The organism is Terribacillus sp. AE2B 122 (assembly GCF_902497585.1).
Classification (GTDB): domain Bacteria; phylum Bacillota; class Bacilli; order Bacillales; family Amphibacillaceae; genus Terribacillus; species Terribacillus saccharophilus_A.
Genome location: NZ_LR700946.1, coordinates 170396 through 184884 on the forward strand (window position 1 = coordinate 170396; position 14489 = coordinate 184884).

The window sequence follows — 14489 nt, forward strand, 5'->3', positions numbered from 1 at the left end:
AGGCTGTTTTTCATTTTTTCCGTGCTACGACGAACCAAAGCTGGGCATCTTGTTCCGCACCTGCTTTAAAATCTATTCGCTGTTTATGAAGTGTCATCTCGACAACTTGATATTGATCCTCAAGCATCCCAAACAATTCTTCTTCCTGGAAGAAATGCGCAATCCGCTCATGCACGAGGAATGTATCCTTCTCAATTTCCACTCCTGTACCATACAGCTTCTCATCCCTTGCCGACAGGCAAGAGAAAATCAACAATCCATCCTTGCGCAATAGTGATGTGAAATGGGTAAGTAATTGTTGTCTTTCTTCTTCTGTATACATATGAAGTATATTCGATAGATAAATGCCGTCGAATCTTTCAGTCGAAGGAAACGGTAGATTCAAATAATCCCCGACAAAATGATTTACATTGGCTAATCCCACTGCCTTTGCATGACTGCTGGCACGCTCGATCGCCACTTCAGATATGTCACAAGCTGTCACTTCAAATGCATATTCTCCAAAGAAGTTGCTATTCCTTCCATATCCGCATCCAGGTACGAATAACTGCTTCGCTTGATCCGCCGCAAAATATGGATAAGCCATCACAGCTGATGGTGTTGCTTCCGTTCCCCAAATGTCCCCTGCTTCAAAACGACTATTCCAATATGTTTGTAACATCATACTCATAGCGCCATTTCCCCCAGCATAGAGTTATATATACTTTTGGTAAATTATTTTACAAAGAATTTACTAAGCATAGTGTAACATTTTTGGACAAGGTTGAAAGGGTTATTTTCAAAAAAGATTGTAAAGAAATAATTACTACAATTTGTGCATTTCTTCACTTATTCCCACTCTTCCCGAAGCAGTCCCATCCGAATAGAATCATAATACTTCCCATTATAATATCTGCATTTCCTCATACGGGCTTCCATCGTCATACCAAGTTTTTCTCCTAGTCTCATCATCCGCTTATTCCCTGACCAAGTTGTATAGCCTACCCTCGCAATTGGTAGCGTGTGGAATAGATGTGTAATCCATTGCCGGAGAGCCGCTGTTCCGTACCCTCCATTCCAATAAGCAGGATCATAGATTGTGATGCCCATCTCCAGCCACTTGGAAGGCTCATGTTCCCAGTAATATCCTACCGTCCCAATGATAGTTCCATCTGTCTCAACCACCCATTGATCCGGGGCGTTTTCTCCAAATCGATAGGTAGCCAAAAACTTTTCCTTTGGCACGTGAACTAAAGGGAAATAAGGTGCGTCCCATTTTTTCCACTCTGGCTCTTTTTCTCCATATTTCAGCTCCCAAAGAATCGGTCCGTCTTCTTCTCTCGCCGGTCTGATTTTAACATTAGTCATCATCTATTTCCTCCACTCGAACATGCGGCCACAGCCGCTGCCAGTTTTTCTGCTTTACTCTTTTCAGATAGATAGGATGATAGCTTGTGCCCTTCACGTATAAAGGAGTCGGCGCAATACGGCAAGCTAGTAAATCATCCACTCCATATGGCGCAAGCAAGCGCAGCTTCTCTCCCTCAAAACTTACACCAATACTGGTAGCTGTTTCCGGATAGCATGCAATAGCATGCTCCGTATCTCGAAAAGCAGGCATCCTATTGACTTCATGCATCCTTGCCTGGTTTTTCACTGACCACGGCACATCTGGTAACATTTGCAGCAGCATATTTTCATATATCTTTTCTGTCACTTCATCTGTATCAGAAGCATCAAAATACACGACATCTACATCCGGAAGCGGAGTACGCCGCGTATACCCAAGTTGGACATCCCAAACCTTTGATCTGACAAAACCGGCACTTATACAGAAATCAGGCAGTTGTAACCTTGCTGCCGCTCCGAGTACTTCCATCATCCATTTGTCTTGTCTGATTGCTTTTAGTACATCTGCTTCTGTTTTAAGCATAAGACGCGTTCCTCTTTAGATAAGCGGCAATATATTGATGGGTATCCTCTCGGAATTGGACAAAGTGAGTTCCTGATACTTTTTTGAGCAGTACATGCTCGTTATGCATTGCTTCTGCTGCCTTTTGACTTCTGATTGCTTCCTTTTCGTCTATACCTGCAAAATCTGCCCAAATGAGTAATGTACTAACCTTTAACTCATGAGTCAGCTTAGGTAAATTCGTACGGTAATAAAGCATGTATAGATTGATTGCTGCATCAGATATAGTTGGCATATTATCAAACATTTGCTTGATATACTGATTTGGATCTGTCTGATGAGTTTCACAAAAACGATGCAATAATTCCCTCGTATCGTTTGGACTGCGGAAAAGTTTTGCTAATCGACCATTAGTAGGTGCAGGGAAAAATCTATGTACGAGGGAAATGAAGGGCAGTACCAACCCCAGCACTCCGAATTCACTTACTGGAAAAGTGCCAAGTGCCTTATGTCCAGCATCAAGGAGTATAAGCTTGTCTATCTTTTCTGGATTGTGCAGTGCAAAAGATATGGCAGCAAGTCCTCCTAATGAATGACCAATGATGGATAATCTCTCTAAGCGTTGTGCATCTGCGTAACTTTTCACCCACTCAGCGAGCTTCTTCACAGAAATTGACTTCTCGATTCCATCACTTTGACCAAGTCCTGGAAGATCAAGTAAATGAACAGCATATCCTTCCTCCAATTGATCAGCCAATTGCTGCCCCTGATTTCCAGTAAAGTCTGCACTAGGCAAAAACAATACTGGTTTGCCCTCCCCTATTATCTCAGCATGTATTTTATTCAGGCTCATACCGATACACCTCCAAATCGACACGGCCATTCAAGATTTCCAGACCTTCTTCATACAATCTCTCCAGCTGTTCGTTTCGTGTCTCTTCGTCTTGTATCTTCAGCTTTCCATCGGCACTGATGACGCGATGCCACGGAAGATCATGTTTCCTGCTCATGCTATGTAATATTCGTGATACTTGCCTAGCTCCGCGTGCTTTACCTGCCGCTGCACCGATTTGGCCGTAGGTCATTACTTTTCCTTTTGGTATCGACTTGATGATACCAATCACATTCTCGGTGAAGGGATCCATTATATACCCTCCTTTTTTTAGAACTATCTGTCAATTAGTATAGCAAACTTCCAGCTACTGTGAAATTCACATGGAAATATGATAGACTCTATCTGAATAGTCTAAGTAGGTCAACTTCTGTTTAACATCTTGCTGGAAGGGCTATGTAGTAAACGAGAGGAGAATGTGTGATGAAGCATATTGTATTTTTTGACGCAAGCTGCCCACTTTGTTCAACTGCAAAGCAAGTAATTCAAAAATTAGACTGGTTAGATAATGTGAAATGGATTCCGGCACAAAATATCGAGAATTACGAGCGTTTCCGTTTCCTTGCCAAAGGGGATGTGTATGACCGTATTCATATGATGTCTTTCAAAGGTGATATCTACAAAGGACATGAAACTGTTAAAAAGGTTTTGACACTGCTGCCTGTTACCGCAGTGTTAGGATGGATTCTGCATCTTCCGTTCCTTGACCCTTATTTGGAATCCCTATATAAATGGGTGTCTGATAACCGCCATGACTGGTTCGGCACAAAACAACTAAAAGCAATTTAAAAAGAAGGGGCAGCCGCCCCTTCTTTTTTTACAGGTACTTCTTCAATACTCGTTTTCCTTCATAGCTGAATAACACATGTTTTCCCTCGATATACGTCTCCATATGAACGAACCGTCCCCATAGCTGATAAAAGTAAGGCAATGTCCGCTCAAGATACGTCAAATCCAATTCGACACCTTCATAATGATGCTTCAGATACAGCTCACCATTAGACATGTAATCGCCATCTGTTACGGTCAAATAAGGAAAACCTCCATTCACCCGCATCGTGATCAGCTGATCGCGTACCGCTTCCCAGTCTTTATCGGTGATTTTATATTCATTGCCTTGTTTCTGGAACAAATACATATCTTCCCGGTATACAAGATCTTTAGTCAGGTAATTTCGCAGGAAGGAGATATCCGATTCTATCTCCCGAACCTCAAACATCTTCTCCCTGCCGGAGCCTGGCTTCACACCATACCGTTTCATTTCTTCGGTTGGATTGTCGTACCGCTCTTCGATATCTTCAAAAATCTTGATGCCAAGATAATATGGATTAATCTGGGATGGAGACGGCTGCACAACACCAGCATTGAGCTTTGCATACTCGATTGCTTCATCACTTGTCAGATCCATCTCACGGAGAATGCGAGCATGCCAGTAGGAAGCCCAGCCTTCATTCATGATCTTTGTCTCGAGCTGCGGCCAGAAATACAGCATTTCCTCCCGCATCATGGTCAGGACATCCCGCTGCCAGTCTTCTAAAGTTCGGCTGTATTCCTCTATGAACAGAAGAATATCTTTTTCTGGACGAGGCGGAAATGCTTTACGTTTTCTTTCATTTTTATCTTTTGATTTACCTCGGTCAACAAACCAAATATCATCATATTCCGTCGCTCTCTCCGGACTTTCTTCTGCCTCATCGCCGGCTTCCCAACCAAGCTTCGGGCGCAGCAAGGACGGATCGATATGCTCCTGTATTGCCAGCACGGCATCGAGGAAATCCTCCACTTCTTTCTTGCCGAATTCTTTTTCGTATGCAGCAACTCTTTCTGCAGTAGCTGCCATACTATCGACCATATTCCGATTTGTATTCTGGAATCTGACATTATTTTTAAAGAAATCACAATGGGCAAGCACATGGGCAACAATCAATTTATTCTGAACAAGACTATTGGAATTTAATAAGAAGGCATAACAAGGATTGCTATTGATAACAAGCTCATAAATCTTACTCAAGCCAAGGTCATATTGCAGCTTCATCTTATGAAACTGTTTCCCGAAGCTCCAATGCGTGAATCTCGTCGGCATCCCATAAGCACCGAATGTATAAATGATGTCAGCAGGACATATTTCGTAGCGCATCGGGTAGAAATCCAGACCGAAGCCCTTAGCGATTTCCGTTATTTCCCCAATTGCCCTTTCCAATGCGTGTGTGTCGGATTGCAGCACGGGCTTTCTCCCCTTTGTACGTAATAGTACTCATACATATGCTATGAAAACAGAAAAAAGACACCCATTCGGGTGTCTTTTTTCACTCGCTCGCTTTTTGGTAATAATAGACAAGCGTCTCCATCCCTTTATCAAAGCTCTCAAGCGGGAAACTTTCATTCGGTGAATGCAGTCTGTCCTCAGGTGTTCCGAAGCCAAGCAGAACTACTGGCATCTGATAAACCGTATCAATCCATTCTACAACAGGAATCGATCCGCCCATACGGACGAAGACAGTTTCCTTACCAAAGGCTTGGGTCAAGCTTTCCGCAGCTTTTTGGATCAGCGGATGATTCGGATCTACTTTATATGCCTTCGCTTTGAAAGGCTCCGGTCTCACTTCAACACGCACGCCAGCAGGCGCATGCTTCTCGATATGTGCTGTAATTTTCTCCACGATATCCACTGGATCTTGTCCAGGTACGAGACGGCTGGTAATTTTCGCTGTTGCCTCAGCCGGGATGATTGTTTTCGTGCCTTCTCCTTGGTAACCGCCGTACATACCATTGATTTCCAAAGTCGGACGAGCCATTGTATGCTCCTTGGCTGTGTATCCTTTTTCAGAAACAGCTTCTGGTACACCGACTGTCTGAACAAAATCTTCTCCTGGTGCTTGAGCCATCAGTTTACGTTCTTCTTCAGGTAATTCCTCTACACCATCATAGAAACCTTCTACTTGAACAACTTCTTCTTCATCCTTCAAGGAACTTAGGATATGTGCCAATGCCTGAAGCGGATTACGGACAGCACCACCATACATACCGGAATGCAAATCACGATCTGGTCCGTACACAGAGAATTCAAGTGCAGCTGCACCTTTCAAGCCATAAAGCATCGTTGGCTGCCCTGCTTCGACCATGCCCGAATCGCTGATGATGGCAAAATCGGCTTGGAATTGTTCTGTCTGCTCATGCAATACTGCATGCAAATTCGTACTTCCGATTTCTTCTTCACCTTCGATACATACTTTTACATTGATCGGCAGCGCGCCTTCTGTTTTCATAAAAGCTTCGAACACTGCTAGATGCATGAATACTTGACCTTTGTCATCACTCACGCCTCGGGCATAAATCCGTCCATTTCGTTCTGTCGGTTCGAATGGCTCGCTGTCCCAAAGCGGAAGCGGATCTGCTGGCTGGACATCATAATGTCCGTAAAAAAGTGCAGTAGGTTTATCTGGACCTGCACCAAGCCATTCACCTGTTACGATAGGATGACGCTCTGTCTCTTGGATGGTTACCTTATCAAAGCCGATTTCCTTCAAATAGTCAGCCGTAAAGCCGGCTGTCTTTGCAACATCTTCCTTATATGTACTATCTGTGCTGATACTGGGGATCCGAAGATATGTATAAAGCTTCTCCAGCAATTTCTCCCGATTTTCCTGTAAATAAGCGACAACTTGATTCGACATATATGCCACCCTTTCCTTTTCTTACTAGTGTAGCATAAATCGGCTGTTTCTTGTTTAGCTTGTACCTGCCGGTGGAAACTAAACAAGAAATACACAGTTACGTCAGGAGGAGAACAATGGGTAATGTATTGATTGTTGCAACAAACCACGACAGCCTGAAACAGACACCTCATACAACAGGACTCTGGTTCAGTGAACTGACGAATTTTTACGATAAGCTAAAGACACGTCATATAATGACAGTTATCAGTCCAAAAGGTGGTAATATACCTATAGATCATCGCAGCCTCACAGGTTTGTTCAAAAGCCATAAGCTGCGTAAGTACTACCGGGCTCCGGGGTTCAGAAGATTATTGGAGAACAGCCTTTCCCCAAAAGAAGTAAATGCTGCTGATTATGATGCCATTTATTTCACTGGAGGCCACGGTACGATGTGGGATTTCCCTGAAAATAAAGAGTTGCAGCAGATAACAAGGGATATCTATGAAAATGGTGGTATTGTTGCCGCAGTTTGTCATGGCCCCGCTGCATTGCTGAATGTAAGATTGTCTGACGGGACTTACTTATTGCAAGATAAGACAGTCACAGGCTATTCCGACCGTGAAGAAACAACTAGTCTGAACAAGCACGAAATTCCCTATAGCTTGGAAGAGCAGCTTAAAATACGTGCACTTACTTACCATAAAGCAAAAGTGCCTTTCAAAGGACATATAGAAGCTGATGACAGACTGATTACCGGCCAAAATCCAGCCAGTGTCAAAGATGTTGCAACAGCGGTCATCAAGCGCATCGAACAAAAAGAATTTGCCGAAAATCCTCGTTCCTTCCGCGCTGTACTGCGAATTCCAGAAGAAGAACAGATCCTAAGAAGAAAGCCAGCTCCGTAATCGGAGCTGGCTTTAATCAATCTTCCATTGCTTGCTTCAAATCTTCAATCAAATCTTCGCTATCTTCAATACCGACACTGATTCGGATCAAACCATCTGTAATTCCCAATTCTGCTCTGCGTTCCTGCGGAATGGATGCATGCGTCATTTTAGCGGGAAGGGAAATAAGACTTTCTACTGCGCCGAGGCTCTCCGCCAAAATGAAATATTTCGTTTTACGCAGTACTTGATCTGCTTTTTCAGCACTTCCTACATCAAAGGAGATCATACCGCCAAAGCCTTCTGCTTGGCTCGCAGCAATGTCATGCCCTTTATGTTCAGGCAGACCAGGATAATAAATCGTACTCACTCCTGGATGAGATTTCAGGAAATCGACTAACTTGGCACTGTTCTTCTCGATCGCTTCCATCCGGATACCAAGTGTCTTGATGCCACGGAGAAGCAGCCAACTGTCCTGAGGTCCAAGTACAGCACCAGCTGAATTCTGGATGAAGTGCAGCTCTTCGGCTAGCTTATCATCGTTTACGGCTACAAGGCCCGATACGACATCGCTATGACCGCCGATATATTTCGTAGCACTGTGGAGAACAATATCTGCTCCTAAATCAATCGGATTCTGCCAATAAGGTGTAGCGAATGTATTATCAACAATCAGCAGCAAGTCGTGCTTCTTCGCGATTTCTGCCATCTTCTTGATATCTGTGATCTTCAATAACGGATTAGTTGGTGTCTCAACATAAATCGCTTTTGTTTCTGGTTTGATTGCCTGTTCAACAGCTTCTGGTGAACTTGTATCAACAAATGTGTGCCCCAGCTGATAGCGTGTCAGCACCTTTGTCGCAAGACGGTAGCTGCCGCCGTATACATCGTCAGTCATGACAACGTGACTGCCCGCTTCAAACAGCATCATAACAGAAGTGATGGCTGCCATACCGGAACTGAAAGCAAAACCAGCTTTTCCGTTTTCCAATGCTGCAATTGTTTCTTCCAATGCATGCCGCGTTGGATTGCCCGTACGGGAATATTCATAGCCTGTATGTTCACCAGGTCCAGGCTGTTTATACGTACTTACTTGGTAGATTGGCACACTGACTGCACCCGTTTTTTCGTCCGATGTAATTCCACCGTGAATCATTTTTGTTTTACGTCTCATCCTAATCCTCCTTTGTATATCTGCTGGCTGAGGTAGCGCTCACTGCTGTCTGGGAAGATGGTGACAATCGTCGTTCCCGGCTTCGCATGCTCTGCTTCTTTAAGCGCTGCAGTAAAAGCAGACCCTGAGGAACTCCCGACAAGCAGCCCTTCTTTGGCAGCCAGTTCTTTTACGTAATAAAACGCATCGTCATCTGTAATCGTATGGATCGCATCAAAATATGCAGTATCCATATAATCCGGTAAAAATTCCATGCCTATACCTTCTGTCCGGTGTGAACCTGGATTTCCTCCATTCAGAATGGAACCCTCCGGCTCAACAATGACTGTCTTCACTTCCGGATTCTGATCCTTTAAATAACGCGCGGTTCCCATGAACGTACCGCCTGTACCACCGCCGGCAACGAAGATATCAACATTACCTTCGAGGTCACGCCATATCTCCGGACCAAGCGTCTTATAGTATGTCTCTGGGTTTGCAGGGTTAGCAAATTGCTGCGGGCAATAGCTGTCAGGAATTTCGTCCAGAAGCTCTTTCGCCTTTTTGATGGCACCTGTCATCCCAGCGGATGTCGGTGTATTGATTACCTTAGCTCCAAGCGCACGCATCAGCTCTTGTTTTTCCTGGCTGAATTTCTCTGGTACGCAGAAGATTACGGAAACCTTGCGTTTCAAAGCAGCAAGTGCAATACCAATGCCCGTATTACCCGCTGTTGGTTCAATGATCGTACCGTTTTCCTTCAGTTTCCCCGTCCGGAACGCTTCGTCTATCAAATTGACACCAAGCCGATCCTTCACACTTCCTCCAGGGTTATAAAACTCCAGTTTCGCAAATAAACGAACTCCCTCTGGAAGAGAAAAGTTCGTTATTTGTACAATCGGTGTATTCCCAATCAGTTCATGTACTGAATTATAAACAGCCATTTTCTCCCTCTATTCAGCGAAAACTTGACGCCATTCATCTTTTTTGGAAAGCATTTCTTTCGCAATCTCCTGCGCGCCTTCCAGGCTGTGGTTAGCTGCCCAGCCGCATTGCACTTCATTGCAAGCAGGAACTTCTGTAGCATCGAGCACATCTTGCAATGTTTTTTCTAAAGCTGTAAGGATGTCATCATAGCTGTCGTTGTTCAAGATAGAAACATAGAATCCAGTCTGGCAGCCCATAGGACCGATATCAAGGATATTTTCGATATTGTTACGGATGTTTTCTGCCATCAAATGTTCCAAAGAATGCAAACCCGGCATTTCCATATACTCTTTGTTTGGCTGCTTGAAGCGGATATCGTATTTGTAGACTTTATCGTGCGCTCCCTCTGTAATACCAACTAAACGTACATAAGGTGCAGCAACTTTAGTATGGTCAAGGTTGAAGCTTTCTACGTTCATTTTCTTTGTCATGATTATCTCTCCCTTACGCTTTTTCTGCTGTGATCAAGTAGACGAAGCGGTTCATTTGCTTAAATGTAACATGAAATCCATTCGTTTGGAAAATGTTACGAAGCACTTGCATCGTTGTATAATATTCTGTCGTCAAATCCTGGACAAGTCTGTCATAGCCCTTATCCTTCTCTTCTTGAATCAGCTGGTCACGGCTCTCTTCACTTGAGAATACCGTATCAGCAAATATTACTTTCCCGCCTTTAGGCAGCAGCTTTGCATACCTAGAGATTGCCTGCTCCTTCTCCTCGTCTGTCAGATGGTGGAAGGCCCATGTACTGACAATGGCTGAAACCTCATGATGAGGCTCAGGGAAGGAAAGAAAATCACCGTCCACTATTTGGAGCTGCGGAAATTTTCGGGATGCATGCTCGCGCATCTCTTTAGATGGTTCTATTCCAGTAACATTCAGTCCTTTTGCTAACAGCTTTTCGGAAAGATTGCCTGTTCCGACACCGAATTCCAGTGTGTTTCCTTCTGCAGCATCTGCGACTGTTTGCAGAATTTCGTTGTATTTATCAAATACTTCTTTATATTGTGGATCCTGACCAGTAACCGTATCATCATACGTTTCTGCCCATTCATCGAACATATCGATAAATTCGCGGCCCATTTCATCACCTCAAGTGTAATATCTTACATATCCAAGTAAACTAATAAGGATTATCATGTTTATGACAGAAGGATACCATAGTACCCCAGTTTATTCAATGAAAAGTTATGATGTCAGTCATATATTCCCCTTTTTAGGAATACAAGATCACAACTATAAAAATAGTGGAAAAGTTACAAATTCATACTATATAATAAGGAGGAGAGGAGTGGTCGTTATGATCGATCTGCGTAGCGATACGGTCACCAAGCCATCAGAAGCGATGCGAAAAGCTGCTTATGAAGCAGAAGTCGGAGATGATGTCTATGGAGAGGATCCAGCTGTAAATGAGCTAGAGGAAACGGTTGCCGATTTACTTGGAAAGGAAGCCGCACTATTCGTACCAAGCGGTACTCAGGGGAATCAAATCGCAGTACTATCTCATTGCAACCCTGGTAATGAAATCATCCTTGAAGAGGAATCTCATATCTTCCTCTATGAAGGAGCAGCTACATCCATTTTTGCAGGTGTGCAGACACGTACACTGAAAGGTCAACGCGGCGCGATATGTCCAGAGGGATTAGCTGCTGCGATTCGCAAGGACGATATTCATTTTCCGGAAACAGGCTTGATTTGCTTGGAAAATACGCATAACAAAGCAGGCGGAGCTGTCATCCCAATTGAAAATATGATGGTAATTGCCCAAATAGCACGTGAACATCGAATTCCAATTCACTTGGATGGCGCGCGTTTGTTTAATGCCTCTGTAGCTTCCGGTATTAGTGTAGCAAAGTATGCGCAGCTAACAGATACTGTCCAGGTTTGTTTATCTAAAGGCTTAGGAGCGCCTGTCGGTTCTGTTCTGGCAGGGTCAGAACTATTCATTAATAAAGCTAGAAAATGGAGAAAACGTCTTGGGGGCGGCATGCGACAAGCCGGCATCCTGGCAGCACCTGGTCTTGTTGCACTGCGTGAAAATATTGAGCGTCTTGCAGATGATCACGAAAATGCTAAGCTATTAGCAGATGGTCTTGCTGAGATCGACGGTATTGAAATATTGAATAAAGTCGAAACGAATATTGTACTTGCTGATGTACAAGGTACTGGTATGACAGCGGACGCTTATGTACAGCTGCTCAAGGAACAGCAGGTATTGGCAAATGCTTTCGGTCCTTATAGTGTTCGTTTTGTTACACATTATGACGTTGGTAAAGGGGCAATTAAGAAAGCTTTGGCAGTTGCTTCATCACTTTCGAAACAGCCAAATTGAAGAGAGGCTCCCACATGGGAGCCTCTCTTTTATCTTTCGTTATTCGGGAAGACACGATTCAGCATATTGCCGAATTCAAGGAAGAAGCCTTTTACTGGCTGACCTTCATCAATTTTGTTGTTGTAGTCCTCTGCCATTCCCAGAAAATCTGGATCTGCAGACACGTATACGTTGTCGATATCTTCATCAACTGATTTCACTGCTTTTTCTACATCTTTTTTCATCTTATCTGTTACTTCGTTGTTATTGTTATCACCAGTTGCTGTGTTTCCCATACCATTGTTTCCTGAGTTACCGTTATTTCCATTATTGCCGTTATTGTTATCGTCCTTCATATCAACAGCTACAAAAGCGTTGTTATCCGTTGTAAAAACATACGCTCTATCTACACCTTCAACTTCTTCCACTTTTTTTGCTACATCATCTGCAACCTGGTAACGCGGCTGCTGATCATCACCATTTTTCTGGCGATCATCCACATCTCGAGTATTGTCACTATTACGGTGTACCAAGTTATTGTCGGTATTATTGTATCTCGTCGGTTCTACATTACCCATGCCATTATCTTTGTCGTCATTATTTTGACAAGCTGTAAGCGTAATGGCAGCAAGGGCAGCCATGCTGATTAATTTCCATTTTTTCATTGGTGTTTCCTCCTTTGATTTGCCATACTGCGCTTAGTATGTACGGATTTTTTAACCCTATACAAAGGAGGAAGCGTGGCTGCTTATATCTGCCAGCAATGTTCCTGCTGATTGGAGAGATACTATCTATACCCTGACAGGAAGGGGATAGCGCAATGAAAGTCCAGGATTACGAAAAAGCACTGCTATTTACGATTTGGGGACAGTGGGATGATCTGCTTGTCCTCATGGTACGCACGAAGGATGATCTGCTTTCCAAGCGGATTGAAATCTTCCTGCACGCCTTTCATTATCCCTCCGAACAGCACACCGTCGTGAAATCACATGAAGAGTTAATTCAATATATCGATCATGCTTTAGGTCATACAACTCTGTATGCTTTGGACATGTAAAATAAGACTCGGGCACTTAGCTCGAGTCTTATTCATTCACTCACTGATCTTCCGGCGTTTCGCTCTCCAGATTTTTGAACTTTAATTCGAATAAGTCTTTGCGGCGATCATGCAAATGACGTACAGTCCCCGTCTTACGCTGTCGCTGCAAAATCTCCAAATCAACATCGCCGACAACGACTGTCTCAATATTCGGCGGACATTCTCCAACAATGCCGTCCCGCGCAAATTCAAAGTCAGAAGGCGTGAAAATACCGGATTGGGCATATTGAATATCCATATTTTCTACTTGGGTCAAGTTACCGACAGTTCCTGCTATTACAGTATACACTTGGTTTTCGACAGCGCGCGCCTGTGCACAATAGCGCACTCGTAAGTATCCCTGGCGATCATCCGTACAGAATGGTACGAAAATGATATTTGCCCCTTGATCAACGGCATAGCGCGCCAGCTCTGGGAATTCGATATCATAACAAATCTGAATTGCAATACGTCCGCAATCTGTATCAAATACCTTTACTGTATCACCAGGCTGTATGCCCCACCATTTCCTCTCGTTCGGAGTGACATGTATCTTGTACTGCTTCTCAATTGTGCCATCCCGACGGAATAAATAGGCAATATTATAAATATGATCGTCCTCTTCCACAAAGTGAGAGCCTCCGACAATATTGACATTGTAGCGGACAGCCAGACTTGTGAATAGCTCGATATATTGCTCCGTGAATTCAGATAATTTACGAACCGCTTGAGAAGGCACTTTCTCCTCTAAGAAGCTCATGAGCTGGGTTGTAAAGATTTCTGGAAACACAGCAAAATCAGATCCAAAATCGTAAGCAACATCCACATAATACTCCACTTGCCGTGCAAATTCTTCAAACGATTCGATTTGCTTCATCATATATTGAATCACCGTAATTCGAACCGGATAAGACGTCTTGAAATGACGTTTTGACTTTGCATGATACTCAATATTATTCCACTCCATCAAGGTAGCGAAAGTAGCGGATTGTTTGTCATCAGGCAGATAGTCGCGATTAATCCGCATCACACGGAATCCGTTCATCATTTGGAAAGTAAGTACGGGATCATAGATATTCTGTGCTTCTACCTCCTCGACATACTGCCGAGGTGTCATTTCATGCTTGTACTTATGGTAATTCGGGATTCTTCCGCCGATGATGATGCTTTTCAGGTTCATCTCTGCGGCCAGTTCCCTCCTCGCCTCATAAAGACGCTTCCCTATCTTCATACCGCGATAATCCGGATGGACCATGACCTCAATGCCATACAAATTAAACCCATCTGGATTATGATTAGTGATATATCCTTCATCGGTGATATCATCCCATGTATGATGATCATCGTATTCATTGAAATTGACAATCAAGCTGGAGCAGCTGCCAATGATCTTGCCGTCAACTTCCACACAAAATTGTCCTTCTGGGAATATGTCGATATGACTTTTTAAATGGCTTTTCTTCCATGGCTCCATACCCGGAAAGCATACTTTCTGCATGTCCAGGATTTGATCAATATCTGCTTCCGTAATATTACGTAAAACAACCTTTTTCTCAAACTGCGACAAATCAAGTTCAGACATAGTAGGTATCCTCTCTATTCAGCAAAGTTCACTACTGTTTTACCCTTACCAATAT

The 14489-nt window shown here is 43.6% G+C and carries 17 protein-coding genes; 4 read left to right on the plus strand and 13 right to left on the minus strand.

All coding sequences use genetic code 11. The annotated features are described in order from the left end of the window. Nucleotides 1-10 precede the first annotated feature (10 nt). The 5 genes from AE2B122_RS13295 to AE2B122_RS13315 form a co-directional block, all read right to left on the minus strand. The gene (locus AE2B122_RS13295; RefSeq protein WP_095219543.1) at nt 11-670 is read right to left on the minus strand and encodes a class I SAM-dependent methyltransferase; all 660 of its coding nucleotides are present in this window, start codon (nt 668-670) and stop codon (nt 11-13) included. A gap of 158 nt (nt 671-828) precedes the next feature. After that, nucleotides 829-1347 carry a GNAT family N-acetyltransferase gene (locus tag AE2B122_RS13300; protein WP_371809644.1) on the minus strand — a complete coding sequence of 173 codons (519 nt, stop codon included), beginning with the start codon at nt 1345-1347 and terminating at the stop codon, nt 829-831. Beyond that, a complete protein-coding gene (locus tag AE2B122_RS13305) occupies nt 1340-1912 on the minus strand; it encodes a nucleotidyltransferase family protein (protein ID WP_175074384.1) in 573 nt (190 codons plus the stop codon). The genes AE2B122_RS13300 and AE2B122_RS13305 overlap by 8 nt, the downstream gene beginning before the upstream one ends. Beyond that, entirely contained in the window at nt 1905-2744 is an 840-nt protein-coding gene (locus AE2B122_RS13310) for an alpha/beta hydrolase (RefSeq protein WP_175074385.1), read from the minus strand. The genes AE2B122_RS13305 and AE2B122_RS13310 overlap by 8 nt, the downstream gene beginning before the upstream one ends. Beyond that, nucleotides 2731-3036, minus strand: coding sequence for an MGMT family protein (locus AE2B122_RS13315; RefSeq protein ID WP_175074386.1), 306 nt, complete (start codon nt 3034-3036; stop codon nt 2731-2733). Before AE2B122_RS13315 ends, AE2B122_RS13310 begins: the two co-directional genes overlap by 14 nt. A gap of 170 nt (nt 3037-3206) precedes the next feature. Between AE2B122_RS13315 and AE2B122_RS13320 the strand changes: the two genes are divergently transcribed. After that, nucleotides 3207-3572 (plus strand): thiol-disulfide oxidoreductase DCC family protein, encoded by a 366-nt coding sequence (locus AE2B122_RS13320; RefSeq protein ID WP_095219548.1) that lies wholly within the window; start codon nt 3207-3209, stop codon nt 3570-3572. 28 nt (nt 3573-3600) lie between these two features. Here AE2B122_RS13320 and AE2B122_RS13325 read toward each other — a convergent pair whose 3' ends face one another. Both AE2B122_RS13325 and AE2B122_RS13330 read right to left on the minus strand, forming a co-directional pair. Beyond that, nucleotides 3601-5007, minus strand: coding sequence for a SpoVR family protein (locus AE2B122_RS13325; RefSeq protein ID WP_175074387.1), 1407 nt, complete (start codon nt 5005-5007; stop codon nt 3601-3603). 82 nt (nt 5008-5089) lie between these two features. Beyond that, the gene (locus AE2B122_RS13330; protein WP_175074388.1) at nt 5090-6457 is read right to left on the minus strand and encodes a dipeptidase; all 1368 of its coding nucleotides are present in this window, start codon (nt 6455-6457) and stop codon (nt 5090-5092) included. Between the two features lie 116 nt (nt 6458-6573). Here AE2B122_RS13330 and AE2B122_RS13335 point away from each other — a divergent pair, with 116 nt between their 5' ends. Next, on the plus strand, nt 6574-7344 hold the full coding sequence (locus tag AE2B122_RS13335) for a type 1 glutamine amidotransferase domain-containing protein (RefSeq protein WP_175074389.1): 771 nt from the start codon (nt 6574-6576) through the stop codon (nt 7342-7344). A gap of 16 nt (nt 7345-7360) precedes the next feature. On the opposite strand, the gene AE2B122_RS13340 is transcribed toward AE2B122_RS13335, so the two are convergent. Genes AE2B122_RS13340 through AE2B122_RS13355 form a run of 4 tightly spaced genes read right to left on the minus strand, consistent with a single transcriptional unit; the run spans nt 7361 to nt 10546 of the window. Next, complete coding sequence (locus tag AE2B122_RS13340) at nt 7361-8497, minus strand: bifunctional cystathionine gamma-lyase/homocysteine desulfhydrase (RefSeq protein ID WP_095219557.1); 1137 nt, start codon at nt 8495-8497, stop codon at nt 7361-7363. Beyond that, a complete protein-coding gene (locus AE2B122_RS13345; RefSeq protein WP_095272215.1) occupies nt 8494-9420 on the minus strand; it encodes a PLP-dependent cysteine synthase family protein in 927 nt (308 codons plus the stop codon). Before AE2B122_RS13345 ends, AE2B122_RS13340 begins: the two co-directional genes overlap by 4 nt. 9 nt (nt 9421-9429) lie before the next feature. Continuing rightward, entirely contained in the window at nt 9430-9894 is a 465-nt protein-coding gene (locus AE2B122_RS13350) for an S-ribosylhomocysteine lyase (protein WP_095219559.1), read from the minus strand. Between the two features lie 13 nt (nt 9895-9907). After that, nucleotides 9908-10546: a class I SAM-dependent methyltransferase gene (locus AE2B122_RS13355; protein WP_095272218.1), complete on the minus strand. Its 639-nt coding sequence runs from the start codon at nt 10544-10546 to the stop codon at nt 9908-9910. A gap of 217 nt (nt 10547-10763) precedes the next feature. Here AE2B122_RS13355 and ltaE point away from each other — a divergent pair, with 217 nt between their 5' ends. Then, nucleotides 10764-11795 carry a low-specificity L-threonine aldolase gene (gene ltaE / locus AE2B122_RS13360; RefSeq protein ID WP_095219561.1) on the plus strand — a complete coding sequence of 344 codons (1032 nt, stop codon included), beginning with the start codon at nt 10764-10766 and terminating at the stop codon, nt 11793-11795. 29 nt (nt 11796-11824) lie between these two features. Here the strand turns inward: ltaE and AE2B122_RS13365 are convergent, their stop codons facing one another. Further along, nucleotides 11825-12439 (minus strand): YhcN/YlaJ family sporulation lipoprotein, encoded by a 615-nt coding sequence (locus tag AE2B122_RS13365; protein WP_175074390.1) that lies wholly within the window; start codon nt 12437-12439, stop codon nt 11825-11827. A gap of 155 nt (nt 12440-12594) precedes the next feature. On the opposite strand from AE2B122_RS13365, the gene AE2B122_RS13370 reads away from it, so the two are divergent. Continuing rightward, a complete protein-coding gene (locus tag AE2B122_RS13370) occupies nt 12595-12831 on the plus strand; it encodes a YhdB family protein (protein ID WP_038559122.1) in 237 nt (78 codons plus the stop codon). Nucleotides 12832-12871: 40 nt separating this feature from the next. Here the strand turns inward: AE2B122_RS13370 and AE2B122_RS13375 are convergent, their stop codons facing one another. Further along, the gene (locus AE2B122_RS13375) at nt 12872-14434 is read right to left on the minus strand and encodes a bifunctional GNAT family N-acetyltransferase/carbon-nitrogen hydrolase family protein (RefSeq protein ID WP_095219563.1); all 1563 of its coding nucleotides are present in this window, start codon (nt 14432-14434) and stop codon (nt 12872-12874) included. Between the last annotated feature and the right edge of the window lie 55 nt (nt 14435-14489).

Excerpts from the sequence above, each read along its gene's own strand:
- AE2B122_RS13340 (WP_095219557.1), bottom strand. The coding sequence starts at position 8,497 with ATGAGACGTAAAACAAAAATGATTCACGGTGGAATTACATCGGACGAA.
- AE2B122_RS13375 (WP_095219563.1), bottom strand. The coding sequence starts at position 14,434 with ATGTCTGAACTTGATTTGTCGCAGTTTGAGAAAAAGGTTGTTTTACGT.
- AE2B122_RS13315 (WP_175074386.1), bottom strand. The coding sequence starts at position 3,036 with ATGGATCCCTTCACCGAGAATGTGATTGGTATCATCAAGTCGATACCA.
- AE2B122_RS13320 (WP_095219548.1), top strand. The coding sequence starts at position 3,207 with ATGAAGCATATTGTATTTTTTGACGCAAGCTGCCCACTTTGTTCAACT.
- AE2B122_RS13365 (WP_175074390.1), bottom strand. The coding sequence starts at position 12,439 with ATGAAAAAATGGAAATTAATCAGCATGGCTGCCCTTGCTGCCATTACG.
- AE2B122_RS13305 (WP_175074384.1), bottom strand. The coding sequence starts at position 1,912 with ATGCTTAAAACAGAAGCAGATGTACTAAAAGCAATCAGACAAGACAAA.
- AE2B122_RS13335 (WP_175074389.1), top strand. The coding sequence starts at position 6,574 with ATGGGTAATGTATTGATTGTTGCAACAAACCACGACAGCCTGAAACAG.
- AE2B122_RS13355 (WP_095272218.1), bottom strand. The coding sequence starts at position 10,546 with ATGGGCCGCGAATTTATCGATATGTTCGATGAATGGGCAGAAACGTAT.
- ltaE (WP_095219561.1), top strand. The coding sequence starts at position 10,764 with ATGATCGATCTGCGTAGCGATACGGTCACCAAGCCATCAGAAGCGATG.
- AE2B122_RS13295 (WP_095219543.1), bottom strand. The coding sequence starts at position 670 with ATGAGTATGATGTTACAAACATATTGGAATAGTCGTTTTGAAGCAGGG.
- AE2B122_RS13345 (WP_095272215.1), bottom strand. The coding sequence starts at position 9,420 with ATGGCTGTTTATAATTCAGTACATGAACTGATTGGGAATACACCGATT.
- AE2B122_RS13370 (WP_038559122.1), top strand. The coding sequence starts at position 12,595 with ATGAAAGTCCAGGATTACGAAAAAGCACTGCTATTTACGATTTGGGGA.
- AE2B122_RS13330 (WP_175074388.1), bottom strand. The coding sequence starts at position 6,457 with ATGTCGAATCAAGTTGTCGCTTATTTACAGGAAAATCGGGAGAAATTG.
- AE2B122_RS13310 (WP_175074385.1), bottom strand. The coding sequence starts at position 2,744 with ATGAGCCTGAATAAAATACATGCTGAGATAATAGGGGAGGGCAAACCA.
- AE2B122_RS13300 (WP_371809644.1), bottom strand. The coding sequence starts at position 1,347 with ATGACTAATGTTAAAATCAGACCGGCGAGAGAAGAAGACGGACCGATT.
- AE2B122_RS13350 (WP_095219559.1), bottom strand. The coding sequence starts at position 9,894 with ATGACAAAGAAAATGAACGTAGAAAGCTTCAACCTTGACCATACTAAA.